20 protein-coding genes are annotated in these 25448 nt (G+C 67.0%); 12 read left to right on the top strand and 8 right to left on the bottom strand.

Annotation, left to right across the window (positions count from 1 at the left end):
* Positions 1–9 precede the first annotated feature (9 nt).
* The 7 genes from HWX14_RS09640 (at position 10) to HWX14_RS09610 (ending at position 8779) form a co-directional block, all read left to right on the top strand.
* Positions 10–576, top strand: coding sequence for a helix-turn-helix transcriptional regulator (locus tag HWX14_RS09640; RefSeq protein ID WP_175882517.1), 567 nt, complete (start codon positions 10–12; stop codon positions 574–576).
* 77 nt (positions 577–653) lie between these two features.
* Positions 654–1235 carry an HD domain-containing protein gene (locus tag HWX14_RS09635; protein WP_175882516.1) on the top strand — a complete coding sequence of 194 codons (582 nt, stop codon included), beginning with the start codon at positions 654–656 and terminating at the stop codon, positions 1233–1235.
* Between the two features lie 882 nt (positions 1236–2117).
* Positions 2118–3020, top strand: a complete 903-nt coding sequence (locus HWX14_RS09630; RefSeq protein WP_244130189.1) for a DUF3658 domain-containing protein — start codon at positions 2118–2120, stop codon at positions 3018–3020.
* 43 nt (positions 3021–3063) lie between these two features.
* Positions 3064–3822, top strand: a complete 759-nt coding sequence (locus HWX14_RS09625) for a DsbC family protein (protein ID WP_175882515.1) — start codon at positions 3064–3066, stop codon at positions 3820–3822.
* Positions 3823–4154: 332 nt separating this feature from the next.
* Positions 4155–5336: a macrolide transporter subunit MacA gene (macA, locus tag HWX14_RS09620; RefSeq protein WP_175882514.1), complete on the top strand. Its 1182-nt coding sequence runs from the start codon at positions 4155–4157 to the stop codon at positions 5334–5336.
* Positions 5333–7393 carry a MacB family efflux pump subunit gene (locus HWX14_RS09615; RefSeq protein WP_175882513.1) on the top strand — a complete coding sequence of 687 codons (2061 nt, stop codon included), beginning with the start codon at positions 5333–5335 and terminating at the stop codon, positions 7391–7393. The genes macA and HWX14_RS09615 overlap by 4 nt, the downstream gene beginning before the upstream one ends.
* A 6-nt stretch (positions 7394–7399) precedes the next feature.
* Complete coding sequence (locus HWX14_RS09610; protein ID WP_175882512.1) at positions 7400–8779, top strand: efflux transporter outer membrane subunit; 1380 nt, start codon at positions 7400–7402, stop codon at positions 8777–8779.
* A 42-nt stretch (positions 8780–8821) separates the two neighbouring features.
* Here the strand turns inward: HWX14_RS09610 and HWX14_RS09605 are convergent, their stop codons facing one another.
* Positions 8822–10360 carry an MFS transporter gene (locus HWX14_RS09605; RefSeq protein WP_175882511.1) on the bottom strand — a complete coding sequence of 513 codons (1539 nt, stop codon included), beginning with the start codon at positions 10358–10360 and terminating at the stop codon, positions 8822–8824.
* Positions 10361–10546: 186 nt separating this feature from the next.
* On the opposite strand from HWX14_RS09605, the gene HWX14_RS09600 reads away from it, so the two are divergent.
* Positions 10547–11467, top strand: a complete 921-nt coding sequence (locus tag HWX14_RS09600; protein ID WP_175882510.1) for a LysR family transcriptional regulator — start codon at positions 10547–10549, stop codon at positions 11465–11467.
* Positions 11468–11517: 50 nt separating this feature from the next.
* Here the strand turns inward: HWX14_RS09600 and HWX14_RS09595 are convergent, their stop codons facing one another.
* From HWX14_RS09595 to HWX14_RS09570, 6 genes are all read right to left on the bottom strand, one after another.
* Positions 11518–12657 (bottom strand): enoyl-CoA hydratase/isomerase family protein, encoded by a 1140-nt coding sequence (locus HWX14_RS09595; protein WP_175882509.1) that lies wholly within the window; start codon positions 12655–12657, stop codon positions 11518–11520.
* Positions 12654–13445, bottom strand: a complete 792-nt coding sequence (locus HWX14_RS09590) for an enoyl-CoA hydratase (RefSeq protein ID WP_175882508.1) — start codon at positions 13443–13445, stop codon at positions 12654–12656. Before HWX14_RS09590 ends, HWX14_RS09595 begins: the two co-directional genes overlap by 4 nt.
* A complete protein-coding gene (gene mmsB, locus HWX14_RS09585; protein WP_175882507.1) occupies positions 13445–14344 on the bottom strand; it encodes a 3-hydroxyisobutyrate dehydrogenase in 900 nt (299 codons plus the stop codon). The genes HWX14_RS09590 and mmsB overlap by 1 nt, the downstream gene beginning before the upstream one ends.
* An 18-nt stretch (positions 14345–14362) precedes the next feature.
* Entirely contained in the window at positions 14363–15892 is a 1530-nt protein-coding gene (locus tag HWX14_RS09580) for a CoA-acylating methylmalonate-semialdehyde dehydrogenase (RefSeq protein WP_175882506.1), read from the bottom strand.
* 114 nt (positions 15893–16006) lie between these two features.
* Positions 16007–17713 (bottom strand): AMP-binding protein, encoded by a 1707-nt coding sequence (locus HWX14_RS09575; protein WP_175882505.1) that lies wholly within the window; start codon positions 17711–17713, stop codon positions 16007–16009.
* Positions 17714–17899: 186 nt separating this feature from the next.
* On the bottom strand, positions 17900–19033 hold the full coding sequence (locus tag HWX14_RS09570; protein ID WP_023477775.1) for an acyl-CoA dehydrogenase family protein: 1134 nt from the start codon (positions 19031–19033) through the stop codon (positions 17900–17902).
* 137 nt (positions 19034–19170) lie between these two features.
* Here HWX14_RS09570 and HWX14_RS09565 point away from each other — a divergent pair, with 137 nt between their 5' ends.
* The 3 genes from HWX14_RS09565 to HWX14_RS09555 all read left to right on the top strand — a co-directional run bounded on the left by HWX14_RS09565 (position 19171) and on the right by HWX14_RS09555 (position 22665).
* Complete coding sequence (locus HWX14_RS09565) at positions 19171–20205, top strand: AraC family transcriptional regulator (RefSeq protein ID WP_175882504.1); 1035 nt, start codon at positions 19171–19173, stop codon at positions 20203–20205.
* Between the two features lie 121 nt (positions 20206–20326).
* Entirely contained in the window at positions 20327–21895 is a 1569-nt protein-coding gene (locus HWX14_RS09560; protein WP_175882503.1) for a nodulation protein NfeD, read from the top strand.
* Positions 21892–22665, top strand: a complete 774-nt coding sequence (locus HWX14_RS09555; RefSeq protein ID WP_011694808.1) for a slipin family protein — start codon at positions 21892–21894, stop codon at positions 22663–22665. The genes HWX14_RS09560 and HWX14_RS09555 overlap by 4 nt, the downstream gene beginning before the upstream one ends.
* A gap of 99 nt (positions 22666–22764) precedes the next feature.
* Here the strand turns inward: HWX14_RS09555 and HWX14_RS09550 are convergent, their stop codons facing one another.
* Positions 22765–24042, bottom strand: a complete 1278-nt coding sequence (locus tag HWX14_RS09550; protein WP_175882502.1) for a haloacid dehalogenase-like hydrolase — start codon at positions 24040–24042, stop codon at positions 22765–22767.
* 506 nt (positions 24043–24548) lie between these two features.
* Between HWX14_RS09550 and HWX14_RS09545 the strand changes: the two genes are divergently transcribed.
* On the top strand, positions 24549–25448 hold the full coding sequence (locus tag HWX14_RS09545; protein ID WP_175882501.1) for a M24 family metallopeptidase: 900 nt from the start codon (positions 24549–24551) through the stop codon (positions 25446–25448).

Raw genomic sequence — 25448 nt, 5'->3', positions numbered from 1 at the left:
AGCATCGTCATGACCGCCTCACCGCTTCATCCGTCCCCGCTCGGCCCGCAACTCAAGCGCTGGCGCGCACTGCACCGCGTGAAGCAAAGCCATGCGGCCGACCTGTTCGGCGTCGCGCAATCGACGATCTCGCGCTGGGAGGCCGGCCTCCAGCAGATGTCGCCCGACGAGCGCGCGACGGCCGAACGGCTGCTCGCCGCGCGCATCGATTCGGCGGGCGACCGCGCGCTCGCGCGGCTGATCGCCGGCAGCGCGGGCCGCATGCATCTTGTCTGCGACCTCACGCACCGTCTGCTCGCCAGTTCGCCGGCGCGCGCGGCCGAGTTCGCGCAGCCGCTTTCGATGCTGCTCGGCACGTCGCTGTGGCGCTACGCGACGCCGGAAATCGTGCGCATGGAAGCCGCGCTCGACCCGCTCGGCTGGCACGATCGCGCGGGGCCGCCGAGCGTCGAGTTCGACACCGGCGCGAATGCGTCGCGCGTCGTGCCGATTCGCGGCAGCCGATGCCGGTGGACGCGGATGACGCTATCCGACGGCTCGGCCGTGCGGCTCGTGGAAACGCTCGACGCGCACTGACGCGCCGCGCATATTTCATGCGTGGACGCAGCGCGGCCGGCGGGCGTACGCTTGACGGCTCATCGCAAGGACGGACCATGAATCCCGATACGATCCGCGCGCGGCTCGCTTTCCTGCGCGAAGCCGAACGCCTGAAGGACGTACTGCGCAGCGGCTACACGTCGGCCGGACGCGCGGAAAGCGCGGCCGAGCACAGCTGGCGGCTGTGCCTGATGGCGCTCGTGTTCGCCGATGCGCTGCCCGACGTCGACACGCTGAAGCTGCTGAAACTGTGCGTCGTCCACGACCTCGGCGAGGCGCTGCACGGCGACATCCCCGCGATCGAGCAGGCCGCGCACCCTGACAAGAGCGCGCATGAACGCGACGACCTGCTGACGCTGACCGCGTCGCTCGACCGCGCGGTGCGCGACGAGATCGTCGCGCTGTGGGACGAATACGAGGCGGCTGCGTCGCCGGAAGCCCGCGCGGCGAAAGCGCTCGACAAGCTCGAAACGATCCTGCAGCACAACCAGGGCAGCAACCCGCCCGATTTCGACTATGCGTTCAATCTCGGCTACGGCCGGCGCTACACCGACGTCGCACCGCTGTTCAGCGCGATCCGCGAGATCGTCGACGCCGACACGCAGCGCAGGATCGACGCAGGCGGACGCCGCGCGTAAGCGCGCGGCACGGCGCTAGCGCGAGGCATCCTGTTGTCGTACCCGTCGCCGACTGTTCGGTACATCCGTAGTCACTAGCGGCGCGCGAACCCCTCCACCCGGAAGCCATGTTCGACTGACACGACTGGCAAAGCCGCCGCGCGTCGCATTCGGCACCAGCACGGACGGGCTACATATCTGCCCGCCTTCCCTACCATACACCCCTACGCGAACGCCATCTGTTCGATGCCTTCGCCTCCTCCGGGCAGTCCGCCCGCTGCTTTTACCGGACCGGACACAACATCCACGCCATTCCCCAACGGCGCTCCAATTTCCTGCCCCGGATAAGCGAAACCCCTTGGCCCTGCCGCTCGCGAGAATTCCGAGTCAACTCGGATTGCAATTGGCAAACGCCAACCAGTCCGATTTGGCAAATTTAACAAAAATGACAATCGGCAACAATTTGATTATCTCAAAAAAATAAATCCTTGAAAAACCACCGATCGAAAAATTAATCTATCAAACACAGGAATACTAAATTGAAATCGGCAAATAAATCTCAAAAACATACCCGTTGCATCAAGCAGTCATTGTCTTTCCTCAACCCGCCACAAAGGAGGTTTCGATGCATTCCAAGCAACGCTTCTTCACTCGAAAGGCCACCAGATCGGCTGCAGTCACCTTTGGCATCGTCATTGCCTTGCTTCATCCTGGCAGTGCTGCAGCCGACGGGCTTGCGAGCAAAATCCTCGAGGGCCCGAACACTTCCAATCAACGAGCATTCACAAGTTGCTCTGTTTTCTACACAATGTGCATTCAGCGATACGGCAGCAGACCCGGTGGCACGGCTGGCATGACACGATGCGCAGATTGCTTGAATAACTGCAATCGCTCGAATGGATGGTGGCCGATGATCAGCGGTTGTGCCGTATAACGACAGTGATGTGCTTCGTCGCGAGTAATTATGTCGATGGCGGTCAACCGAGCCAAAATTCACCGTTCGCTCGCGACGAGGTTGAAATTTCTACCCAAAATCAAGGCATACCAATGCTCCGAAACAACGATTACCAAAATTTGATCCACGCATCATTCTCGGACATCACGTCCAACGTCATCGCATCCGCAATTTCGGAAGGGCAGTTGATGGGGTCACATGTTCTTATTGGCGGAAACTGGCACCTCGGCCCTCTCAAAGAACGCAACATCTCGACACTGTCGGCGTGGTTTTCCGATATTTTTGGATATATCCCAAACGACTTGACTATCGACACCCCCATCATCCCCACCCACGAGTCGATCAAAATATGCGCATGGGTAAATCCCTTATCATCAATCGAATACGCGAATTTCATACACTGGATAAGTCATGATACTCCACACGATTTCCTGTTGATTTCGGTCTCAGAAAAGTGCATCCATCCGGCTGCGGAGAATTTCTTCGATCTCGCCGAGCTTCTCGGCAATGCAGTTGAAATAAAATCGAACGATGTCAGTCCCTATATCACAGAATGGGGTTCCCTGGTTGAGGAAAATGCCGATTTCAGAATGATCAACGAAATTGGAAAAATTCAATCATTCCGATCTACGGATTTCGATGAATACATCATCAATTCCATGACCAGGAAGTGGGAGCCCACGCCGATAGTAGTATTGCGCATAATAGAAACAATCCACTCGGAAGGACATGATTTTCCGGGAGACATTTTTCTCTATCATCGACTCGAGAAATTCTTCTTGAATGGCATCATCGAGAAACAAGCTGAAGTCAGCATCACGCAAACACAGATACGAATTGCAAGTTCCTGACATCGCCATTCCTCAGATGTGAAAATTTCATCTTCCACACGTCATGCCGAATAATCTAAAGCCCCTCCTGACATCACTATTTACAATTGCGCTCGCAACAGCGCACACCGAAGCAGCTGCCGCCGATGTAGAAGCGAACTTGCAACGAAAATTGCAAGCCAAGCTCCCCGAACTGAAGATAGAGCACGTTGTCCCGTCAAAAATCGACGGACTGTATGAGGTCACTGCAAATTCCCAAATTTTCTACAGCAATTCATCGGCATCGCACATTATTATCGGCAGCCTGTTCGACACCAACAGCCAGGAAAACATAACAGAAACACAACTCAACAAGATTAACAGCATAAACATCAATGACCTTCCATTCCAATACGCCATCAAACAGAAAAATGGAACCGGAGAGCGCGTGATTGCTACATTCTTCGATCCGAACTGCTCGTTTTGCAAGAAAATGAGTCCCGAGCTAGGCAAGGTTCCCAACGCAACCGTATACATTTTTCTGTATCCAATTCTTTCTACCGACTCCATCATCAAATCCGAAGTCATTCTGTGCGCCGACAACCGACTCCAAGCATGGAAGCAATGGGTCGAAAGAGGGAAAACCACCGTCCCCCGCAAGCGTTGCCAGTCCACCATCACGAAAGAACTCCTTTCACTGGGAAAGAAGCTCAACATCAAGGGAACACCCACCACGTTCCTGCCTTCCGGGGAAAGAGTCGCGGGATTTATTTCCGGGAAAGACTTGTCTGACAAGATTGATCGCAATAACCACGTTGAGCCTAGAACCCCATCCCGCCCCTGAAGTTTGAAGGGTCATTCCGCGATCACGGTAGCGTGGATTGAGCCCGGATGACGATCCTCTCCGTACCCTTGTATTGACCTGCCATTCCATGAATTGAAACACCGACAGAGCTCGGCAGCCCCCCGTAGAACTGCCGGCACAATTCAGCACAATTCCTACACGAATTCACGAAATTACCTCAATTATCATGGCCGCCTGACCCGAACCTGCACCGCCGCGCGGTATCCATCCGACTCCTGTATCGATCTGCACTGCATGCCACGATTGCAGGACCACCCTGATTGGCCGCCCACGCCGCCGACGCCCGACTCATCCATGCCGTATGTATTCTCATGAATAAGAAGATCCGCCGCCGGCTCACCGTGCTGGCCATCAGCGGTGCCGCCATTGCCACCGCTGTTGTAGCAATAACGATAGCCACACCAAACAAGCATCCGCAGTACCTGTCCGCGCCCGTCACGCGCGGCGATCTCGAGAACGCGGTGCTCGCGACCGGCGCGCTGCAAGCGTTCAGGCAGGTCGACGTCGGCGCGCAGGTGTCGGGGCAGTTGAAGACGCTGAAGGTGAAGCTCGGCGACAAGGTCACGAAGGGCCAGTGGCTCGCCGAGATCGATCCCGTGATCTCGGAAAACGCGCTGCGCCAGGCGCGCGCCAGCGAAGAAAGCCTGCGCGCGCAGCAGCAATCGGCGGCCGCGCAACTGACGCAGGCCGAACTCGCGTTCCGCCGCCAGCAGGCGATGCTGCCCGACGACGCGACGTCGCGCGAATCGTTCGAGGCCGCGAAGGCGACGCTCGACGTGCAGCGCGCGACCCTCGCGTCGCTCGCCGCGCAGATCCGTTCGGCCCGCATCCAGATCGAGACCGCGCAGGCCAACCTCGGCTACACGCGCATCGTCGCGCCGATCGACGGCCAGGTCGTCGCGATCGTCACGCAGGAAGGACAGACCGTGATCGCGCAGCAGCAGGCGCCGGTGATCCTGAAGCTCGCGAATCTCGACACGATGACCGTGAAGGCGCAGGTGTCGGAAGCGGACGTGGTTCGCGTGAGCGCCGGCCAGACCGCGTATTTCACGAGCCTCGGCGAACCGGACAAGCGTCATTACGGCAAGCTGCGCGCGATCGAACCGGCGCCGCAGAACTACGCCGACGCACAAAGCCCGCTCGGCGGAGGCGGCGCGAAGCCGAATGCCGCGGTGTTCTACAACGCGCTGTTCGACGTGCCGAATCCCGAGCACCGGCTGCGCATTGCGATGACCGCGCAGGTCAACATCGTGCTCGGCAACGCCCGCAACGCGCTGATCATCCCGGCCACCGCGCTCGGCGAGAAGCGCAAGGACGGCACCGTCGCGGTACGCGTGCTGCGCGCCGACGGCGGCACGGAAACGCGCCCTATCCGCATCGGCATCAACAACAACGTGCGCGTCGAAGTGCTGGCCGGCCTGAAGGACGGCGAGCGCGTGGTGATCGGCGAAGCGTCGGCGGACGAGCACGTCCCGCTGTCGGACGCGGTATGACGACGCGCCAGCCCCTGCTGAAACTCGCTGCCGTCACGCGACGCTTCCCGGCCGGCGACAAGGATGTCGTCGTGCTGAACAACGTGAACCTGTCGATCGACGCGGGCGAGATCGTCGCGATCGTCGGCGCGTCGGGCTCCGGCAAGTCGACGCTGATGAACATCCTCGGCTGCCTCGATCATCCGACCGAAGGCACGTATACGGTCGGCGGTCGCGACACGCACATCCTCGACAGCGACGAGCTCGCACAGCTGCGCCGCGAGCACTTCGGCTTCGTGTTCCAGCGCTATCACCTGCTGCCGCACGTCGACGCGGTCGCGAACCTCGAAATGCCGGCGATCTACGCGGGCACCCCGCGCGCCGAACGGCACGCACGCGCCCGCGCGTTGCTCGCGCGGCTGGGGCTCGCGGATCGCGCGCATCACCGGCCCGGGCAACTGTCCGGCGGCCAGCAGCAGCGCGTGAGCATTGCACGCGCGCTGATGAACGGCGGCCAGGTGATCCTCGCGGACGAACCGACCGGCGCGCTCGACACGAAAAGCGGCCAGGACGTGATCCGCATCCTGCACGAGCTGAACGCGCTCGGCCATACGATCGTGATCGTCACGCACGACAAGGCCGTGGCGCGCCATGCGCGGCGCATCATCGAGATCAGCGACGGCGAGATCGTCGCCGACCGGCCGAACCGCCATTACGCGGAAGCGCTCGCGGAATCTAGCGTCGGCGCGGCCGCGACGGCAGCAACGCCCGAAACGGCAACCGACACGCCGTTCGCACCGCCTTCCAAAGATGCACCGCCGCCCGCCAGCGCCGACACCGACACCGACATCGCCCCGCCCGCCGGCCGCTTCGCCGCCGGCACCGGCCGTTTCGCCGAAGCGTGCCGGATGGCGTGGATCGCGCTCGTATCGCACCGACTGCGCACGCTGCTGACGATGCTCGGCATCATCATCGGCATCACGTCGGTGGTGTCGATCGTCGCGGTCGGCGAAGGGGCGAAGCGCTACATGCTCGAAGAGATCGGCAGCATCGGCACCAATACGATCAGCCTCTATCCGGGCACCGACTGGGGCGACAGCCGCGCGGACACGATCCAGACGCTCGTGCCCGCCGACGTCGCCGCGCTCGCCGAGCAGCCGTACGTCGACAGCGCGACGCCCGAAACATCGCGCACGCTGCTGCTGCGCTACCGCAACGTCGACGTCCACGCGCTCGTGAGCGGCGTCGGCGACAGCTACTTCCAGACGCGCGGGATGCGTTTCGCGCTCGGCGTCCCGTTCGACGACGATGCGGTGCGCCGCCAGGCGCAGGTCGCGGTGATCGACCAGAACACGCGCCGCAAGCTGTTCGGCGCGACGCGCAATCCGGTCGGCGAAGTGATCCTGGCCGACAACGTGCCGTGCGTCGTGATCGGCGTGACCGCCGACAAGAAAAGCGCATTCGGCAGCGTGAAAAGCCTGAACGTGTGGGTGCCGTACACGACCGCGAGCGGGCGCCTGTTCGGCCAGCGCTATCTCGACAGCATCACCGTGCGTGTGCGCGACGGGCAGCCGAGCGCCGCGGCCGAGAAGAGCCTCGAGAAGCTGATGACCCAGCGCCACGGCCGCAAGGACTTCTTCACGTACAACATGGACAGCGTGGTCAAGACCGTCGAGAAGACCGGCCAGTCGCTGACGCTGCTGCTGTCGCTGATCGCGGTGATCTCGCTCGTCGTCGGCGGGATCGGCGTGATGAACATCATGCTGGTGTCGGTCACCGAGCGTACGCGCGAGATCGGCATCCGGATGGCGGTCGGCGCGCGCCAGTCGGACATCCTGCAGCAGTTCCTCGTCGAGGCCGTGCTCGTGTGCCTGCTCGGCGGCACGATCGGCATCGCGCTGTCGTTCGGGCTCGGCGCGCTGTTCTCGATGTTCGTCGCGCAGTGGAAGATGGTGTTCTCCGCAGGCGCGATCGTGACCGCGTTCGTGTGCTCGACGCTCACCGGTGTGATTTTCGGGTTCATGCCCGCGCGCAACGCGTCGCGGCTCGATCCAATCGATGCGCTCGCGCGCGACTGACGAAACATGGCCATCACGCATTCCTCCCCGCTTCACCGTCTCGGCGCATTCGCGTGCGCGGCCGCGCTGCTCGCCGGCTGCGCGGGCGCGCGCCACGATCCGCTGCCGGCCGTCGCGATGCCCGCGAACTGGGCCGCGCCGGTCGCGGCCGACGCGCCGGCCGCCACGCGCGACTGGTGGCGCAGCTTCGGCGATCCGCAACTCGACGCGCTGATCGACGACGCGCTGCGCGTCAACAACGACCTCGCGATCGCGGCGATCCGCGTGTATCGCGCGCAGTTGCAGGCCGGGCTCGTCGATACGAACCTGACGCCGAACGTGACGCTCGGCGCGAACGGCGCCGTGTCGCGCACGCTCGACACGCACCGGACGAGCCGCGCGAGCGGCGTCAACGGTTCGCTCAGCTACGAAATCGACCTGTGGGGCCGGCTAGCCGCGCTGCGCGACGCCGCGCACTGGGAAGCCGACGCGACGGCCGCCGATCTCGAGGCCGCGCGGCTGTCGCTGATCGGCACGACCGCGGCGCTGTACTGGCAGCTCGGCTATCTGAACCGGCAGATCGCGCTCGGCGACGCGAACATCGCGTATGCGGAGCGCACGCTCGCGCTCGTGCGGTCGCGGCACACGGCCGGCGCCGTGTCGGGGCTCGACCTCGCGCAGGCCGAACAGAGCCTCGCCGCGCAACGCGCCGCGCAGACGCAGCTGATCCAGCAGCGCACCGAGAACCGCCACGCGCTCGCGATCCTGTTCGACCGGCCGCCGCAGCAGCGCGCGGCCGAGCCGGCGGCGCTGCCCGACGCCGCGCCGCCCGACGTGGCGGCCGGCCTGCCGGCCAGCCTGCTCGGCCGGCGCCCCGACCTGCGGGCGGCGGAATTCCGGCTGCGCGAGTCGCTCGCGCAGGTCGATGCGACGCGCACGAGCTTCTATCCGACCTTCACGCTGACCGGCAGCGCCGGCACGTCGAGTACGAGCCTCGAGCGCGTGCTGACGAACCCGGTCGGCACGCTCGGGCTCGGCCTCGCGCTGCCGTTCATTCAGTGGAACACGATGCAGTTGCAGATCAGGGTGTCGAAGTCGCAGTACGAGGAAGCTGTCGTTGGGTTCCGCCAGCGGCTCTACACGGCGCTCGCGGAAGTCGAGAACGCGCTGTCGGCGCGCGTGCAGCTCGAACGCGAAGCCGAACAGCGCGCGCTGTCGCTCGCCCAGGCGCAGCGCGCCGAACGGCTGGCCGCCGCGCGCTTCGCGGCCGGCGCAACCGCCGTGCAGCCGTGGCTCGACCAGCAGCAGGTGCTGAGGAGCGCGCAAAGCGCCGACGAACTGACACGCCTGAACCGCCTCAACAACCAGATGAAGCTGTACCGCGCGCTCGGCGGCGGGACCTCCTGACCGGCCATCACACGCCACGCGTCACGCTGCGCGCCGGCCGCGTCATTCGCACACGGTCGCCCCGCGCCGCGCCGGCGCGAACGCCACCGCGCTCGCGGTCGCGAGCACGGCCACGCCCGCCGCGCCGTACACCATCACCCAGCCGAAGCCATGCACGAGCGCCGCGTGCAACGCCGCGCCGCTCGGGTCCGCCTGCGCGAGCGCCGGCGCAAGCGCCTGCAGCCCGTCGGTGCGGCCCGATGCGATCTCCTGCGCGAGCCTGCGCAGCGCCGCGTCGCCGATCGCACCCGCCGGCCCGCCCTTCAGGCTCGCGACGATCCCCGCCACGAGCACGAAGCCCATCGTCGCGATATTCAGCGCCAGCGAGATCATCCGCGCGCTCATGTCGATGCCCGACGCCATCCCGGCCCGCGCACTCGGCACCGCGCCCGTCGTCGTGTTGGTGACGGGCGTGTTGGTCAGCCCGAGCCCGACGCCTGCGATCACGCAGCCCGGCAGCATCGTCAGCCAGCTCGCAGGGTCGGCCGCGCTGCCGAGCCGCATCAGCACGAAACCGGCCGCGATCGTGAACAGGCCGCTCGGAATCACGACGCCGGGCCCGTAGCGCAGCGCGAGCCGTTCGCCGAACGGCGGCGCGATCAGCGTCGGCAGCGTGTACGCGAGCAACGCGAGGCCGGCCGTCACACTGTCGTAGCCGAGCGCGACCTGGAACCAGATCGGCAGGTAGATCATGAACGGCCAGAAGCTGAAGTTCATCCCCATCGAGCCGAAGATCGCACCGGTGAACGCGCGGATCCGGAATACCGAGAAGTCGAACATCGGCCGCGCGCTGGCGCGCTCCGCGATGACGAAGCCAATCACCGCGAGCACGGTCGCACCGAGCACGCCGAGGCCGGCCGCGCTCGTGAGCCCGAGTTCGGCGCTTTGGGTGATGTAAAAGGCAAGACCGAGCACCGCGAGCGACAGCGTGACGATGCCCGCGACGTCGAGCGTGCCCGCATGCGGATCGCGCGACTCCTGCACCGCGCCGCCGATCAGCACGAGCGCGACGGCCGCGAGCGGCGCATGGACGAGGAACACCCACGGCCAGCTCGCCAGCGCGACGATCGCACCGCCGACGATCGGCCCGAACCCGAGCCCGATGCCGAACACCATTCCCCAGATCCCGAACGCGCGGCCGCGCTCGCGGCCCTCGCGAAACTGGTGCGACAGCACGGCGATCTGGCAGATCAGCATCGCGCCGCCGCTCGCGCCCTGCAGCAGCCGGCCCGCGACGAGCACCGGCACGTTCGGCGCGAGCCCGCACAGCAGCGACGTCGCGCCGAACAGCACGGTGCCGATCACGTACACGCGCTTGCGGCCGAACCGGTCCGCGAGGGTGCCGGCGGCCATCAGCACCGTCGTACACGCGATCGTGTACGCGTTCATGATCCACTGCATGCCGTTGAAATCGCCATGCAGCACGTGTTCGAGCGTCGGCAGGATCACCGGCACGCTCGAAATCTCGAGGCCGAACATCAGCGACGTGAGACAGACGGCCGCGAGCGCGACCGCATTCCTGCGGGAGTCGGATAGCGTCATGCGTATTTGCGCGGCGGCCCGGCGACAGGCCGCGCGCCTCCAGGTCAGTGGGATTCGCCGCGTGCGGCCGGCGACGCACGCTGAGCGGGAATCGGTACTATAGTGAGAATTCACCTCCCCATTGACGCATGCATTTCCATGCACTGGGGAATCCCAGGCCCCAATCGACGCAACACGCAACTCACGATGACCGACAGACTCGACGGCGTAACGACCTTCGTCCAGGTCGTGGAATCGGGCAGCTTCGCGCTGGCCGCGGAGCGGCTCGACATGACGCGCTCGGCGGTCGGCAAGGCGATCGCGCGTCTGGAGAAGCGGCTCGGCGCACGGCTGCTGCAACGCACGACACGCAGCCAGAGCCTGACCGACGACGGCCAGGCGTACTACGACCGCTGCGTGCGCGCGCTGGCGGAGCTGGAAGCGGCGGAAGCCGATCTAGACTGCGGCCGCCACGAGGCGCGCGGCAAGCTGCGGCTGAGCGTGCCGCTCGCGTTCGGGCACCACTGCGTGACGCCGATCGTGCTCGACCTCGCGCGCACTTACCCGCACCTGCGGATCGACGTGTCGATCACCGACCGTTTCGTCGATCTCGTCGAGGAAGGCATCGATCTCGCGGTGCGGATCGGCACGCTCGCGGACAGCACGAGCCTCGCGGTGCGGCGGCTCGGCACGCAGTACGGCAGCCTCGGCGCGGCGCCGTCGTATCTGGCGCGCTACGGGATGCCGAAGACGCTCGACGACCTGAAGCATCACCGGACGATCGCGTATTCACGTTCGGGCGTGGTCCAGCCGTGGGACCTGCGCGCGCCGGACGGCTCGACGGTGCGGATCGACATGCCGCATCAACTGAGTTTCGACGACGTGCAGGCGATCGCCGCGGCCGGTGCGGCCGGGTTCGGGATCGCATGGGTGCCGAGCTGGCTGCTCGACCAATACGTGAAGCGCGGGGAGATGGTGGTCGTGCTCGATCGCTGCTTCGTCTGCGAAGGCGACATTCACGCGATCTGGCCGAAAACGCGCTACCTGCCGCGCAAGACGCGCTGCGTGATCGACGCGCTCGCGCAGGCGGTGCCGCCGATGATCGAGCGCCCGGACGACGCGCGCTGAGACGAGTTGAAGCCGACGCGCGCGCGGCGCGTCGGGCCGTCACGCAAAGATCACGCCGCGCCGAGATCGGCGAGCGGATGCGCGAACAGCTTCCACGGCGACGTCAGGAAATGCCGCACGCGTTCGGCGCGCAGCTCGACGAGCGACGCGGGCGCCCAGCGCGGCTTGCGATCCTTGTCGACGAGATGTGCGCGCACGCCTTCGCAGAAATCGCCTTCCTCGATCGCCCGCGCGACGATGCCGAGCTCCATCCGGAACGATTCGGCGAGCGTCATCTGCCGGCCGCGCAGCAGCGCCTCGCGCGTCACGGCGAGCATCGTCGGCGAATGGCTCGCGAGCGCATCGAGCGTCGCCTGCAGCCATTGGCGGTGCTCGCGCGCGAGTTCGTCGCGCGCCAGCTCCTGCGTGAGCGTCGCGACGATCCGCTCGACGGTCGAGCGCTTGTCGAAGTGGCGGACGATCCACGGCATCTGGCTGTCGAGCGCCGCATGCGGCACCACGTTGCACGGCGGCTCGAACACCTTGCGCAGCAACGGCAGCGCATCGCCGTCCCACTTGACGCTTTCGATGCGCGTCTCGAACGTGTCGAGCCACGCGGACGGCACGCACAGGTCCGCGAGCTTCGCGCTCAGCGCGTCGGCGCCCGACAGCATCGCGCCGGTCAGCCCCACGTACAGTTCGAGTTCGGCCGGCATGCGCGACAGGAAATGCGTCGCGCCCACGTCGGGCACGAGGCCGATGCGCGTTTCCGGCATCGCGATCTTGCTGCGCTCGGTCGCGACGCGCAGCGCCGCGCCCTGCGCGAGGCCCATGCCGCCGCCCATCGTCACGCCGTCCATCAGCGCGACCACCGGCTTCGGGAACGTGTGGATCGCGTAGTCGAGCCGGTATTCGTCGACGAAGAACGGCAGCCAGGTTTCGCGCTGCGCGACCATCCTGTACAACGCACGCACGTCGCCGCCCGCGCAGAACCCCTTCTCGCCCGCGCCGCGCAACACGACCGCGACGATCTGGTCGTCATGGCGGCAGCGCTCGAACAGCGCCACGAGTTCGCCGATCATCGCGTACGACAGCGCGTTGAGCGCGGCCGGCCGGTTCAGCGTGATCAGCGCCACGCGGTTCACCACGCGAAACAGCACCTCGGGCGCATGCTCCGCGAGTGCGTCGTGATTCGTCATCGGCGTGCTCATCGTTGCGGCTCTCCATCGGTATGCCATTGCGGCGCGCGCTTGCCCAGAAACGCCGCCACGCCTTCGCGCGGATCGGCCGTGTCGAACAGGTCGACGAAGCGTTCGCGCTCGACCGCGAGCGCCGCGCCGCGCGGCACGCCGCGGCGCGCGAGGCCGATCAGCTCCTTGCTGTAGGCGACCGCGTGCGGGCTCTGCCGCGCGACGTTGCGGGCCAGCGCGAGCGCCGCATCGCGCGCGGCGCCGCTTTCCACCACGTCCTCGACGAGGCCGATCCGCAGCGCGGTGGCTGCGTCGACGCGCGCGCCGGTCAGGATGATCTTCTTCGCCCAGCCTTCGCCGACGAGCCAGGGCAGCGTCTGCGTGCCGAGCCCGCACGGCAGCAGGCCGACCGACGGTTCGGGCAGCGCCATCTGCGCATGCGTCTCGGCAATGCGCAGGTCGCACGCGAGCGCGCATTCGAGGCCGCCGCCCATCGCATAGCCGTTGATCGCCGCGATCGTCACGATGCGCGCGTCGTGCAGCGCCTCGAACGCCGCGCCGAAGCGTGCCGCCATCGCACGCGCGACCGCGCGATCGCCGTCGGCGAACGTGTTGAGGTCGGCGCCCGCGCTGAAGAATTTCGGGCCGTCGCCGGTGATCACCAGCGCGCGCACGCGCGGGTTCGCATTCAGTTCCGCGACGGTTTGCTGCAATTGCCGCAGCCCGTCGGCGGTAAAGGCATTCGCGGGCGGACGCTTGAGCGTCGCGCACGCGATCGCGCCATCGTCGACGTAGTCGAGTTCGATCATCACGCGTCCTTCTTCGTGGCCGGTTGATACAGGCGGATCACCGCCGAGAAATCGAGCTGGCCGTCGCCGCGGCTGCTCATCGTCTGGTACAGCTGCTGCGCGAGCGCGCCGAGATAGACGGGCTGGCGCGCCTGCTTCGCCGCGTCGTTCGCGAGGCCGAGATCCTTCAGCATCAGGTCGGTGCCGAAGCCGCCCGAGTAGCCGCGCGACGACGGCGCGGTCTCGATCACGCCCGGATACGGGTTGTAGGTGTCCGAACTCCAGCAGCGGCCCGTCGACGTGTTGACGATGCCGGCCAGCACCTTCGGGTCGATGCCGAGCGCGACGCCGAGCGACATCGCCTCCGACACCGCCGCCATCGAGATGCCGAGCACGAGGTTGTTGCAGACCTTCGCGACCTGCCCCATCCCGGTCGCGCCGCAATGGACGATGTTCTTGCCCATGCCGGCGAGCACGGGCTTCACGCGCTCGAAATCCGCCTCTGTGCCGCCGACCATGAAGGTCAGCGTGCCGGCCGCCGCGCCGCCGGTGCCGCCCGACACCGGCGCATCGACGAACGCGCCGCCGTGCTCGCGCACCAGCGCGCCGAACGCCTGCGCGCTCGCCGGGTCGATCGTGCTCGAATCGATCACGGTCGCGCCCGCGCCGAGGCCGGCCAGCACGCCGTTCTCGCCGGACAGCACCGAGCGCACGTGCGGCGCGGCCGGCAGCATCGTGATCACGAACGTCGCGCCCGACGCCGCCTCGCGCGGGGAAGCTGCCACCTGCGCGCCGGCGTCCTGCAGCGCGCGCAACGCGTCGGCGCTCAGGTCGAACGCGTGCACGTCGTGGCCGGCTTTCAGCAGGTTCAGCGCCATCGGCGCGCCCATGTGGCCGAGGCCGATAAATCCGATTTTCATGTTGGTGTCCTCCGCGGCTCAATGCAGCCGGATCGTCGTGTTCACCGGGCCGGCCGTCGTGTCGTCGTCGAACCAGCGCGCGGTGACCGTCTTCGTCTGCGTATAGAACTGCACGACCTGCTTGCCGTACGGGCCGAGATCGCCGAGCTTCGAGCCGCGCGAACCGGTGAAGCTGAAGAACGGCACGGGCACCGGAATCGGAATGTTGATGCCGACCTGGCCGACGTCGATCTCGCTCTGGAACTTGCGCGCGGCCGCGCCGCTCTGCGTGAAGATGCCCACGCCGTTGCCCATCGGGTTCGCGTTGACGAGTGCGATCGCTTCGTCGAGCGTGTCGACCTCCATCACGACCAGCACCGGCCCGAAGATTTCGTGCGTGTAGATCGACATGTCGGTCGTCACGCCGGAGAAGATCGTCGGGCCGATGAAGTTGCCTTCCTCGAAGCCCGCGACCTTCACGTCGCGACCGTCGAGTTCGAGCTTCGCGCCTTCCTTGATGCCCATGTCGATCAGCGACAGAATCCGCGCCTTCGCGCCGCGCGACACGACCGGGCCGACGTCGGTGCCCGCTTCCGCACCCGCATTGACCTTCAGCGTCTTCGCCTTCGCGACGATATCGGGCAGCCATTCGCGCGCGTTGCCGACCAGCACGACCACCGACGTCGCCATGCAGCGCTGGCCGGCCGCGCCGAAGCCCGCGCCGACGAGCGCGTTGATCGCCTGCTCGCGGTTCGCGTCGGGCAGCACGATCGCGTGGTTCTTCGCGCCCATCATCGACTGCACGCGCTTGCCGTGCTGGCCGCCGAGGTTGTACACGTGCGTGCCGACTGCGGTCGAACCGACGAACGAGATCGCCTTCACGAGCGGATGCGTGCAGATCGCATCGACGACTTCCTTGCCGCCGTGCACGACGTTCAGCACGCCTTTCGGTACGCCGGCCTCGAGCGCGAGCTCGACGAGCTCCATCGTCGACATCGGGTCCTGCTCGGACGGCTTCAGCACGAACGTGTTGCCGCACACGATCGCCATCGGGAACATCCACAGCGGAATCATCGCGGGGAAATTGAACGGCGTGATGCCGGCGCACACGCCGAGCGGCTGGCGCAGCGTGTAGGTGTCGACGCCGCCCGCGACGTTCTCGGCGAATTCGCCGAGCTGCAGCGTGCCGATCGAGCATGCGTGCTCGACCACTTCGAGGCCGCGGAAGATGTCGCCTTCGGCGTCGGGAATCGTCTTGCCCTGCTCGGCCGTCAGCGTCTTCGCGATGCGCTGCTGGTTCGCGCGCACCAGGTCCTGGAACTTCAGCATGATGCGCATGCGCGCGGCGATCGGCGTGTTCTTCCACGTCGCATACGCGGCGTGCGCGGCCTGCACGGCCGCGTCGACTTCCGCGACGGTCGCGAACGGCACGCGTGCGAGCACCTGCTGCGTCGCCGGGTTGACGATGTCGCGCCACTCGCTCGTGGCGGACTCGACGAAAGCGCCGTCGATCAGCAGCTTGACCGTCGGCACGTCTTGCCCCGTACGGGGCGTCGGATTCGCGTTCATCAGCGTTTTCTCCTTGCAGTGAGCCGCGTGGCGTCAGGCAACGCGCGGCCGGTTCGGTTCAGTGTGGCTGCGGACGGCACGCCGAAAAATGCGGCTAGGGCGGCCCGCAGCCGGTCATTTCAGTTCGTTGGCGAAATCCTCTTCCCAGTACTCGCCGGGCATGCGCTCGGTCGCATCGTCGCCGCGCTCGATCTCGCGGCGGCGCAACTCGACGCGGCGGATCTTCCCCGAGATCGTCTTCGGCAGTTCCGCGAATTGCAGCCGGCGGATGCGCTTGTACGGCGCGAGCTTCTCGCGCGAGAAACGGAAGATCTCCAGCGCGAGCGCCGGGCTTTCTTCATAGCCCTGGCGCAGCGTGATGAAGGTCTTCGGCACCGACAGCCGCACCGGGTCCGGGCTCGGCACGACGGCCGCTTCCGCGATCGCCGGATGCTCGATCAGTACGCTTTCGAGTTCGAACGGGCTCAGCCGGTAGTCGGACGACTTGAACACGTCGTCCGCACGGCCGATGTACACGTAGTAGCCGTCGTCGCGGCGCATCGCGATGTCCGACGTGCGGTAGTGGCCGTCGCGCATCGCGTAGGCCGTCGCGTCGGGATTGTTCGCATAGCCTTTCATCAGCCCGACCGGACGCGTGACGTCATCGCCGATCGGCAGCGCGACTTCGCCTTCGGTCACCGGCGCGCCGTCCGGATCGAGCAGCGCGATCCGGTAGCCGGGCAGCGGCCGGCCCATCGAGCCCGCGACCACCGGCTGGCCCGGCGAATTGCCGATCAGGCAGGTCGTCTCGGTCTGACCGTAGCCGTCGCGAATCGAGATGTCCCACGCTTTCTTCACGCGCTCGATGATCTCGGGATTCAGCGGCTCGCCCGCGCCGACGATCTCGCGCAGCTTCACATCGAACGACGCGAGCGGCTGCTGCACGAGCATGCGCCATACGGTCGGCGGCGCGCACAGCGTCGTCACCCGGTATTTGACGAGCGCATCGAGCACGACCTTCGGCTCGAAGCGCGCATAGTTGAACGCGAACACGCACGCCTGCGCATTCCACGGCGCGAAGAAACAGCTCCATGCGTGCTTCGCCCAGCCCGGCGAGCTGATGTTCCAGTGGATGTCGCCCGGTTGCAGGCCGACCCAGTACATCGTCGACAGATGGCCGACCGGATAGGTGCGGTGCGTATGCTCGACGAGCTTCGGCTTCGACGTCGTGCCCGACGTGAAGTACAGCAGCATCGGGTCGTTTGCGTGCGTGACGGCGTCCGGCGCGAACGCGGCGCTCGCCGCGTAGCCGTCGTTCATCGCGAGCCAGCCTGCGCGCGGCGCGCCGGCGACGATTTTCTGCTTGAGGCCGAGGCCGGCCTGCTCGAACTTCGCGGTTTCGTTTTCGTCGACGATCGCATAGGTCGCGCCGCCGATCTGCACGCGGTCGCGCACGTCGTCGGGCGACAGTTGCGTGGTGGCGGGCAGCACGATCGCGCCGAGCTTCATCGCGGCCAGCATCGCGTCCCACAGCTCGACCCGGTTCGGCAGCATCAGCAGAATGCGGTCGCCGCGCACGACGCCGATCGAGCGCAGCCAGTTCGCGACACGCGACGAACGCTCGGACATCTGCGCGAACGAGTACGGATCGCCGGTGCCGGTCGCCGCGTCGACGATCCACAGCGCGGGCTGGTCGTTGCCGCGCGCCATCGGGTCGAAGTAGTCGAGCGCCCAGTTGAACGCATCGAGCACCGGCCATGCGAAATCGCGATACGCGGTGTCGTAGTCGGTGCGATGGCGCAGCAGGAAGTCGCGTGCGTCCAGGAATGCCTGTACCGTCATGTGTGTCTCCGTCCAGTCTCCATGCCCAGCGGTCAACCGGCGCCGGTGCTGCGGCACAGGCTGCCGTTCCGTGTTGCACGGCGCACGGTCACGTCGTTGCGTGCCGCGTTCGCCGCGCTGCCCTCGTGCCTGCGTCGTGCGCCTGCTCGTTCGATTGCGTGATGCCGGATCGGAGCGCGCCGCGGCTCACAGCTGCCGCGCGATCACCATCCGCTGCACTTCGCTGGTGCCTTCGTAAATCTGCGTGATGCGCGCGTCGCGATAATGACGCTCGACTTCGTAGTCGACCAGGTAGCCGTAGCCGCCGTGAATCTGGATCGCATCCGAACACACGCGCTCGGCCATCTCGGACGCGAACAGCTTCGCCTGCGACGCTTCCGACAGACACGGCAGCCCGGCCGTGCGCAGTTTCGCCGCGTGATGCACGAGCAGGCGCGCGGCGTTGATCTGCACGGCCATGTCGGCGAGCTTCTGCTGGATCGCCTGATGCTCGGCGATCGGCTTGCCGAACTGCACGCGCTCGCCCGCATAGCGGCGCGCCTTGTCGAACGCGGCGCGCGCGATGCCGAGCGCCTGCGCGGCGATGCCGATGCGCCCGCCCTCGAGGTTCGACAGCGCGATCTTCAGCCCTTCGCCGCGATTGCCGAGCAGGTTCTCTTCGGGAATCGCGCAGTTCTCGAACGTGATCGGGCACGTGTCCGACGCGCGGATGCCCATCTTCTTCTCGGGCTTGCCGACGATGAAGCCCGGCGTGTCGGTCGGCACCAGGAACGCGGAAATGCCGCGCTTGCCGGCTTCCGGGTCCGTCATGGCAAAAACGATCGCGACGCCGGCGCGCTGGCCGTTGGTCACGAACTGCTTCGCGCCGTTCAGCACCCACTTGCCGTCGCGCAGTTCGGCCCGCGTGCGCAGGTTGTTCGCCTCGGAGCCCGCATGCGGCTCGGTCAGGCAGAACGCGCCGATCACGCGGCCGGCCGCCATGTCGGCCAGCCAGCGATCCTTCTGCGCGGGCGTGCCGAAGCCGAGGATCGGCCCGCAGCCGACCGAGTTGTGCACGCTCATCATCGTCGCGCACGCGGCGTCGCCGGCCGCGACTTCCTCCATCGCCAGCGCATACGCGACGTAATCCGTATACGAGCCGCCCAGTTCCTGCGGCACGATCATCCCGAGCAGGCCGAGTTCGCCGAGCTGCGCGACGATCGCGTCGGGCAGGTGCGCATCGTGGTCCCACTGCGCAGCGTTGGGCGCCAGCATTTCGGTGGCAAAGGCGCGCGCGGCGTCGCGGATCATCCGCTGGTCTTCGGTGTAAAGCTCGTCCATGGTGCTGCAGTCTCCCGCGGCCGCCGGGCGCGACCGTCCTTGCGTTTCGATGCAACAAGTGTAGGCAAGCGCGCGCGACTGTTCGATGCTCGCGTCGCTCATTTACACTGAGCGTTTTTGCCACACCGGCGACACCGATGAAGCAGGAAGACAAGGGAACCGTCGCGATCAGCCTCGTCGCGTACAGCGTCGCGCTCGCCACGCGGCGCGGCGTCGCGGCCGAGCCGCTGCTCGCGCAGGCCGGCATCGCGCCGGCGCTGCTCGGGCAGCCGCGCGCACGCGTGTCCGCGCAGCAATACGGCGCGCTGTGGAACGCGATCGCGCGCACGCTCGACGACGAGTTTTTCGGGCAGGATCGCCATCCGATGCGCAGCGGCAGCTTCATCGCGATGAGCCAGGCCGCGCTGTCCGCGCGCGACGGGCTGCACGCGATGGCGCGCGCGGTGAACTTCATGCACTGCGTGCTCGACGATCTCCACGCGGAGCTCGACGCGAACCCGCAGCGCGTGCGGTTGCGTTTCGTGCACCGCAACAACGGCGCGACGCCCGCGATGTTCACGTACGCGACCTATTTCATCATCGTGTACGGGCTCACCTGCTGGCTGATCGGCCGGCGCATTCCGCTGCTGCATGCGAGCTTCCGCTGCGATACGCCACCCGCCGACCACGAATACCCGTCGATGTTCTGCGACGACATGCGTTTCAACGAGCCCGATTCGTATGTCGATTTCGATCCCGAATTCGCGACGCTGCCGGTCGTGCAAAACGCGAAGACGCTGAAGACGTTTCTGCGCAACGCGCCGGCCAGCTTCATCGTCAAGTACCGCAACCCGAACGCGCTCGCACAGCGCGTGCGCGCGGTGCTGCGCGGGATGCCGCCGGCCGCGTGGCCGGGCGCGGGCGGGATGGCCGCGCGGCTGCACGTGGCCGAGGCCACGCTGCGCCGCAAGCTGCACCAGGAAGGCCACGCGTACCAGTCGATCAAGGACACGCTGCGGCGCGATCTCGCGTTCGAGGCGCTGGCCGACCCGGCCCGCACGATCGCCGACGTCGCGGCCGCGACCGGGTTCGCGGAGCCGAGCGCGTTCTACCGCGCGTTCCGCAAATGGAGCGGGCGCAGCCCGGCCGACTATCGCGACGAAGTGCTCGCGCGCGGCGGCGGCGCAGGCTGACGCCGGCCGGCGCGGCCGCACCTTCGCGCTTTCCGCCGAAACCGCCTAATCTTCAAGCATCGGGCCCACGCCCTTTTCGCGAGCCGGACGGCACGCGGCCGTGCGCCGCCCGGACGCCCCGATGCGTTTTCACCGTCATGAGCCGCCGCCGGCGCCTGCCGCGCCCGACGGCCGCCCCCGTCACCCGCTGTCCGCGCGGGTCGCGCGCGCCGCGCTGTTCGCGGCGCTGCTCGTCGTATGCGCGGCGCTCGCCGCGCCGCCATCGGCCGACGCGCCCGCCGCGCATCCGGTCGTCGTGATTCCCGTCAACGGCGCGATCGGCCCGGCCAGCGCCGATTTCATCGTGCGTTCGCTCGACCGTGCAGCCCGCGAGCACGCGCCGCTCGCGATCCTCCAGCTCGACACGCCCGGCGGCCTCGATACGTCGATGCGGCAGATCATCAAGGCCATCCTCGGCTCGCCGGTGCCGGTCGCCGCGTTCGTCGCGCCGGGCGGCGCGCGGGCCGCGAGCGCGGGCACCTACATCGTCTATGCGAGCCACGTCGCGGCGATGGCGCCCGGCACCAATCTCGGCGCGGCGTCGCCCGTACAGTTCGGCATCGGCGGCGCCGCGCCGCCGGGCGCGAATCCGGCTGCGCCGCGCCCGACCGGTGCATCGGGTGCATCGGGTGCATCGGGCGCGTCTGGCGTATCCGACACGGCTCCCGCGCTGCCGACCGATACGCAATCGACCGAGATTCGCAAGGCGATCCAGGATGCGTCCGCCTACATCCGCGGCCTCGCGCAGTTGCGCGGGCGCAATGCCGAATGGGCCGAGCGCGCGGTGCGCGAGGCCGTGAGCCTGTCGGCGAACGAGGCGCGCGCGCAACATGTGGTCGACCTGATCGCGCAGGACCCGGCCGATCTCGCGCGCCAGCTCGACGGCCGCGCGGTGACGACGACCGCCGGCACGCTGCATCTCGCGACCGCGCACGCGCCGCTCGTCGTGCTCGCGCCCGACTGGCGCAGCCGCTTCCTCGCGATCATCGCCGATCCGAACGTCGCGCTGATCCTGCTGACGATCGGCATCTACGGCCTCTTCTTCGAATTCGCGAACCCCGGTTTCGTGCTGCCGGGCGTCGCCGGCACGATCTGCCTGCTGGTCGGGCTGTTCGCGATGCAGTTGCTGCCGATCAGCTATGCGGGCCTCGGCCTCGTGCTGCTCGGGCTCGGCTGCCTCGTCGCCGAGGCGTTCCTGCCGACCTTCGGCGTGCTCGGGTTCGGCGGAATCGTCGCGTTCACGATCGGCGCGCTGATGCTGATCGACACCGACGTGCCCGGCTACGGGATTCCGTGGCCCGTGATCGCGAGCCTCGCGCTCGGCGGCGGGCTGCTCGTCGCGGGCGTGTCGAGCGTCGCGCTGCGCGCGCGCCGCCGTCCGGTCGTGACGGGCGCCGAGGCGATGCTCGGCAGCATCGGCGAAGTGCTCGACGACGGGTTGCAGCCCGACCAGCCGCGGGGCGCGGCCGGCGCGGCGCCGTCGGCCGCCGGCTGGGCGCGCGTGCACGGCGAGCGCTGGCGCGTGGCGAGCAGCACGCCGCTGGCCGCCGGCTGCCGCGTGCGCGTCACCGGCCGCCACGGGCTGACGCTGACGGTCGCGCCGCTCTACGACGCGCCCGCCCCCGCCCATCCCCAGGGAGAACCTTCATGATCGGTTACACGTTCGGCTTCAGCAGCGTCCTGGTCGTCTTCGTCGTGGTGCTCGTCGCATCGTCGATCCGCATCTTTCGCGAATACGAACGCGGCGTCGTGTTCATGCTCGGCCGGTTCTGGAAGGTGAAGGGCCCGGGGCTGGTGCTGATCATCCCGATCGTCCAGCAGGTCGTGCGAATCGACTTGCGCACCGTCGTGTTCGACGTGCCGGCGCAGGACGTGATCACGCGCGACAACGTGTCGGTGAAGGTCAATGCGGTCGTGTATTTCCGCGTCGTCGATCCCGAGAAGGCCGTGATCCAGGTCGCGCGCTTCTTCGAGGCGACGAGCCAGCTCGCGCAGACGACGCTGCGCGCGGTGCTCGGCAAGCACGAACTCGACGCGCTGCTCGCCGAGCGCGAGCAATTGAACGCGGACATCCAGAAGACGCTCGACGCGCAGACCGATGCGTGGGGAATCAAGGTGTCGACGGTCGAGATCAAGCACGTCGACCTGAACGAGACGATGATCCGCGCGATCGCGCGGCAGGCGGAGGCCGAACGCGAGCGGCGCGCGAAGGTGATTCACGCGGAAGGCGAATTGCAGGCGTCGGAGAAACTGCTGCAGGCCGCGCAGCGGCTCGCGCTGCAGCCGCAGGCGATGCAGTTGCGCTACCTGCAGACGCTGACGACGATCGCGGCGGACAAGAATTCGACGATCGTGTTTCCGCTGCCGGTCGATCTGCTGGGGGCGTTGCTGGATCGGCTGGGCCCGTCGCGCGAGCCCTGAGACCCGCGTGCACCGGCCCGCACGACGCCGCGGACCGATACCGATGGGGGGCCGTGGCGCCGGCGCCCGGCGGCCCGGCCCCGCCCCGCCCCGCCCGCGTCAGGCCAGCAGCTTGCGCTCGGCCTTGCCGTACTTGATCGACTTCTCGTCCGGAATCATCAGCCCCGTGTGCTCGTCGCGCCCCTGCAGCAGGAAGCGCGCGTCCGGGTTGCCGATCTGTTCGGCCGCGAGCTTGCTGTCCGCGCCGATCTCGCCCTTCTTCATCCGGTTGACGATCACGCCGGCCGCGGTGTCCTTGAAATCGCGCAGCATCCACGCGTCGCCGTCGCTGTCGCCGAACACCAGCAGCGGGCCGTAGCCCTTCTTCGACGCGAGGACGTTGCGGATGCCCACCGTCTTGCCCGGCCCCCAGTTGAAATGCCAGCCGGCCGGATAGGTGCTCGTGTACTTGCCGTCCTGCATGTCGAGACGCAGCCCGATCACGTTCTCGGGCGGCACGCCGTAGCCATAGTTCGGATTGCCGGCGAACACGCGCACGACGTCGTCGAGCGACGCGGTGCTCACGTACACGTCGATGCCGTTCGCACGCAGCGTATGCATCACCGCACGGATTTCCTCGTGAATGCGGATCCCGTGGAAATGCGTATCGGCCACCACGCCGGCCTTGCCCGGCAGCGTCTTCGGGCTTTCGTAGCGGACCTTGCGCAGCGCGTCGCCGATCCCGTAGTTGTTCGACGCTTCCGCCATCGCCTGCAGCTCGGCGGTCGTCATGTTCTGGTAGAAGTAGATGATCCACTTGTAGCCGACTTCGAGCGGGTGCGTATCGCAGATCGCGTCGTACATGAAGTACAGCTTCGCGCGGAAATCCTTGAACGGGTCGGTTTCGCGGATCTCGTCGAGGCTCTTGTCGCCGCCGAGGCCCTTGTAGTTCGCATGGAGCCAGCGGTAGTCGGACTCGACGTCGGCGGCGAGATCCTCCATCGTCACCGGCTTGCCGTCGACGGTCGTGTAGTCCTTCATGAACGCGCCCTTCGGCACGTCCTTCCACATCACGGCGACGAATTCGTCCGGCGTCAGCTTGTACTGCAGATGGTTGATCTGGTACATCAGCAACGCCTCTTCGCAGTCGTTCATGATGCAGGTGTTGTCCCAGTCGAACACCGCATACGGGCGGCGCTTTGCGTCGTAGCGCGCGCTCTTGATGCCGTGCCGGTCGAGCACCGCCTGCAGGCGCGCGGCGTTGAACGGCGACCAGCGGCCCGGGTCCAGCGCGTCCGGCACGGTGGCGCTCGTCGCGCCGGCGACGCCGGCCTTGAGCATCAGCGGCGTCGCGGCGGTCGCCGCGGCAAGGGTGTTCATGAACTGGCGGCGTTGCATGGTCTCTCCGTTGAAATGTCGAATCGGCTTCGGTCGCTGCCCCGCGCGACGCGCGGCACACCGGCCTCGCGAAGCCGCAAAGGCTTCGAATCGGGGCGGATGATGTGACGAAATTATTTCGGCAATTTGACAGCGTCGCGCCGAGACACGACGGGGAGTTGATCCGGCGCGACATCCACAGGCCCGCGCGGACCCCGCGCGGCGCTCCCCGGCCCGCTTCCGCCGCTCGAGACGCATGCGCAGCGAGGGCCATCCGGCCCCGACCGCCGGAAATCTAGAGCTTCCCCTCCATTTCGGCCCTTCATTAGGAGAAGCCCTCATCTCCGGGGGCTGGCGCACGACGTCGAACCGGCTATGATTATTACATTACTCAATGGCACATTAAATGCTGACTGAATAATTCGCCTCAGGATCACGGCGGATGCGTTCCGGATCAGCGCCCCAGCCTTGCCCAGGACCCGCATCGCGCCGACAAGCAGACGCGGGCCGACACATGGAGACGCATCATGACCGCCCACCATCCGCTGCCGGAAGTTCACCTCGACGAGCTGCCGCAATTCCGCGCGGTCCAGCAGCTTGCTTACCGCTGCGTCGAAACCGTCGGCGCGATGCTCTACCCCGGCATCACCGAGAAGGAAGCCGCGCGCCTCTTGACCGAATGGCTGCAGGACCACGGCGTGCACGACTGGCTGCACAAGCCGTTCGCGTGGTTCGGCGATCGCACCGCGTTCGAGGGCTTCTCGGGCCTCAGGCACATGGGCGGCTTCAATCTCGCGTTCTTCCCGAGCAACCGCCAGCTCGAAACCGACATGCCGGTGATCCTCGACGTCGCGCCGGTGCTCGACGGCATCGTCGCCGACGTCGGCTACGCGCACTGCCTCGGCCGCAACCCGATCCTCGAGCAGTTGCAGGACGACCTGATGGACCATCGGGACATGATCGTGCGGCTCGTGAAGGCGCGCCGCTCGATGGCGGACGTCGCGCAGGAAGTCGACGCGTTGTGCCGCCGCCAGGGCGTCGAGCCGCGTCACAAGGCCTATCCGTTCAAGGTGCTCGCGCATCGCGTCGCGAAGATCCACAAGCTGTCGAAGCCGCGCTTCGTCGCGCGGTTCGGGCTGAACGCGACGCGCAACCTGCTGCTCGACCAGGGCCGCGCGGCGAAGCAGCAAGGCTGGTCGCCGCTGTGGTCGATCGACCGCCGCTCCGAGCATGCGCCCGTGCCGGGCCTGTGGGCCGTCGAGCCGCATCTCGGCTTCGCCGGCGTCGGCGCGAAATTCGAGGAACTGCTCGTGATCACCGACGACGACGCGTACTGGCTCGACGACGACCTGCCGCACGTGCGCCGCTGGCAGCGCCGCCAGGCCGAGCGCGCGCACGCGGTCTCGACCGTGCCGGCCGCCGCCTGA

It is taken from the genome of Burkholderia sp. BCC0044 (genome assembly GCF_902832955.1).
GTDB lineage: Bacteria > Pseudomonadota > Gammaproteobacteria > Burkholderiales > Burkholderiaceae > Burkholderia.
The sequence above is the reverse complement of the archived record's forward strand: the minus strand, read 5'-3'. Positions and strand labels throughout refer to the sequence as shown.

Bases quoted from the DNA above. Each gene is read 5' to 3' on its own strand.
- HWX14_RS09555 (WP_011694808.1), top strand. From the start codon at position 21,892: ATGATCGGTTACACGTTCGGCTTCAGCAGCGTCCTGGTCGTCTTCGTC.
- HWX14_RS09545 (WP_175882501.1), top strand. From the start codon at position 24,549: ATGACCGCCCACCATCCGCTGCCGGAAGTTCACCTCGACGAGCTGCCG.
- HWX14_RS09635 (WP_175882516.1), top strand. From the start codon at position 654: ATGAATCCCGATACGATCCGCGCGCGGCTCGCTTTCCTGCGCGAAGCC.
- HWX14_RS09580 (WP_175882506.1), bottom strand. From the start codon at position 15,892: ATGAACGCGAATCCGACGCCCCGTACGGGGCAAGACGTGCCGACGGTC.
- HWX14_RS09550 (WP_175882502.1), bottom strand. From the start codon at position 24,042: ATGCAACGCCGCCAGTTCATGAACACCCTTGCCGCGGCGACCGCCGCG.
- macA (WP_175882514.1), top strand. From the start codon at position 4,155: ATGAATAAGAAGATCCGCCGCCGGCTCACCGTGCTGGCCATCAGCGGT.
- HWX14_RS09595 (WP_175882509.1), bottom strand. From the start codon at position 12,657: ATGAGCACGCCGATGACGAATCACGACGCACTCGCGGAGCATGCGCCC.
- HWX14_RS09590 (WP_175882508.1), bottom strand. From the start codon at position 13,445: ATGATCGAACTCGACTACGTCGACGATGGCGCGATCGCGTGCGCGACG.
- HWX14_RS09600 (WP_175882510.1), top strand. From the start codon at position 10,547: ATGACCGACAGACTCGACGGCGTAACGACCTTCGTCCAGGTCGTGGAA.
- HWX14_RS09615 (WP_175882513.1), top strand. From the start codon at position 5,333: ATGACGACGCGCCAGCCCCTGCTGAAACTCGCTGCCGTCACGCGACGC.
- HWX14_RS09610 (WP_175882512.1), top strand. From the start codon at position 7,400: ATGGCCATCACGCATTCCTCCCCGCTTCACCGTCTCGGCGCATTCGCG.
- HWX14_RS09570 (WP_023477775.1), bottom strand. From the start codon at position 19,033: ATGGACGAGCTTTACACCGAAGACCAGCGGATGATCCGCGACGCCGCG.
- HWX14_RS09640 (WP_175882517.1), top strand. From the start codon at position 10: ATGACCGCCTCACCGCTTCATCCGTCCCCGCTCGGCCCGCAACTCAAG.
- HWX14_RS09625 (WP_175882515.1), top strand. From the start codon at position 3,064: ATGCCGAATAATCTAAAGCCCCTCCTGACATCACTATTTACAATTGCG.
- HWX14_RS09565 (WP_175882504.1), top strand. From the start codon at position 19,171: ATGAAGCAGGAAGACAAGGGAACCGTCGCGATCAGCCTCGTCGCGTAC.
- HWX14_RS09560 (WP_175882503.1), top strand. From the start codon at position 20,327: ATGCGTTTTCACCGTCATGAGCCGCCGCCGGCGCCTGCCGCGCCCGAC.
- HWX14_RS09605 (WP_175882511.1), bottom strand. From the start codon at position 10,360: ATGACGCTATCCGACTCCCGCAGGAATGCGGTCGCGCTCGCGGCCGTC.
- HWX14_RS09575 (WP_175882505.1), bottom strand. From the start codon at position 17,713: ATGACGGTACAGGCATTCCTGGACGCACGCGACTTCCTGCTGCGCCAT.
- mmsB (WP_175882507.1), bottom strand. From the start codon at position 14,344: ATGAAAATCGGATTTATCGGCCTCGGCCACATGGGCGCGCCGATGGCG.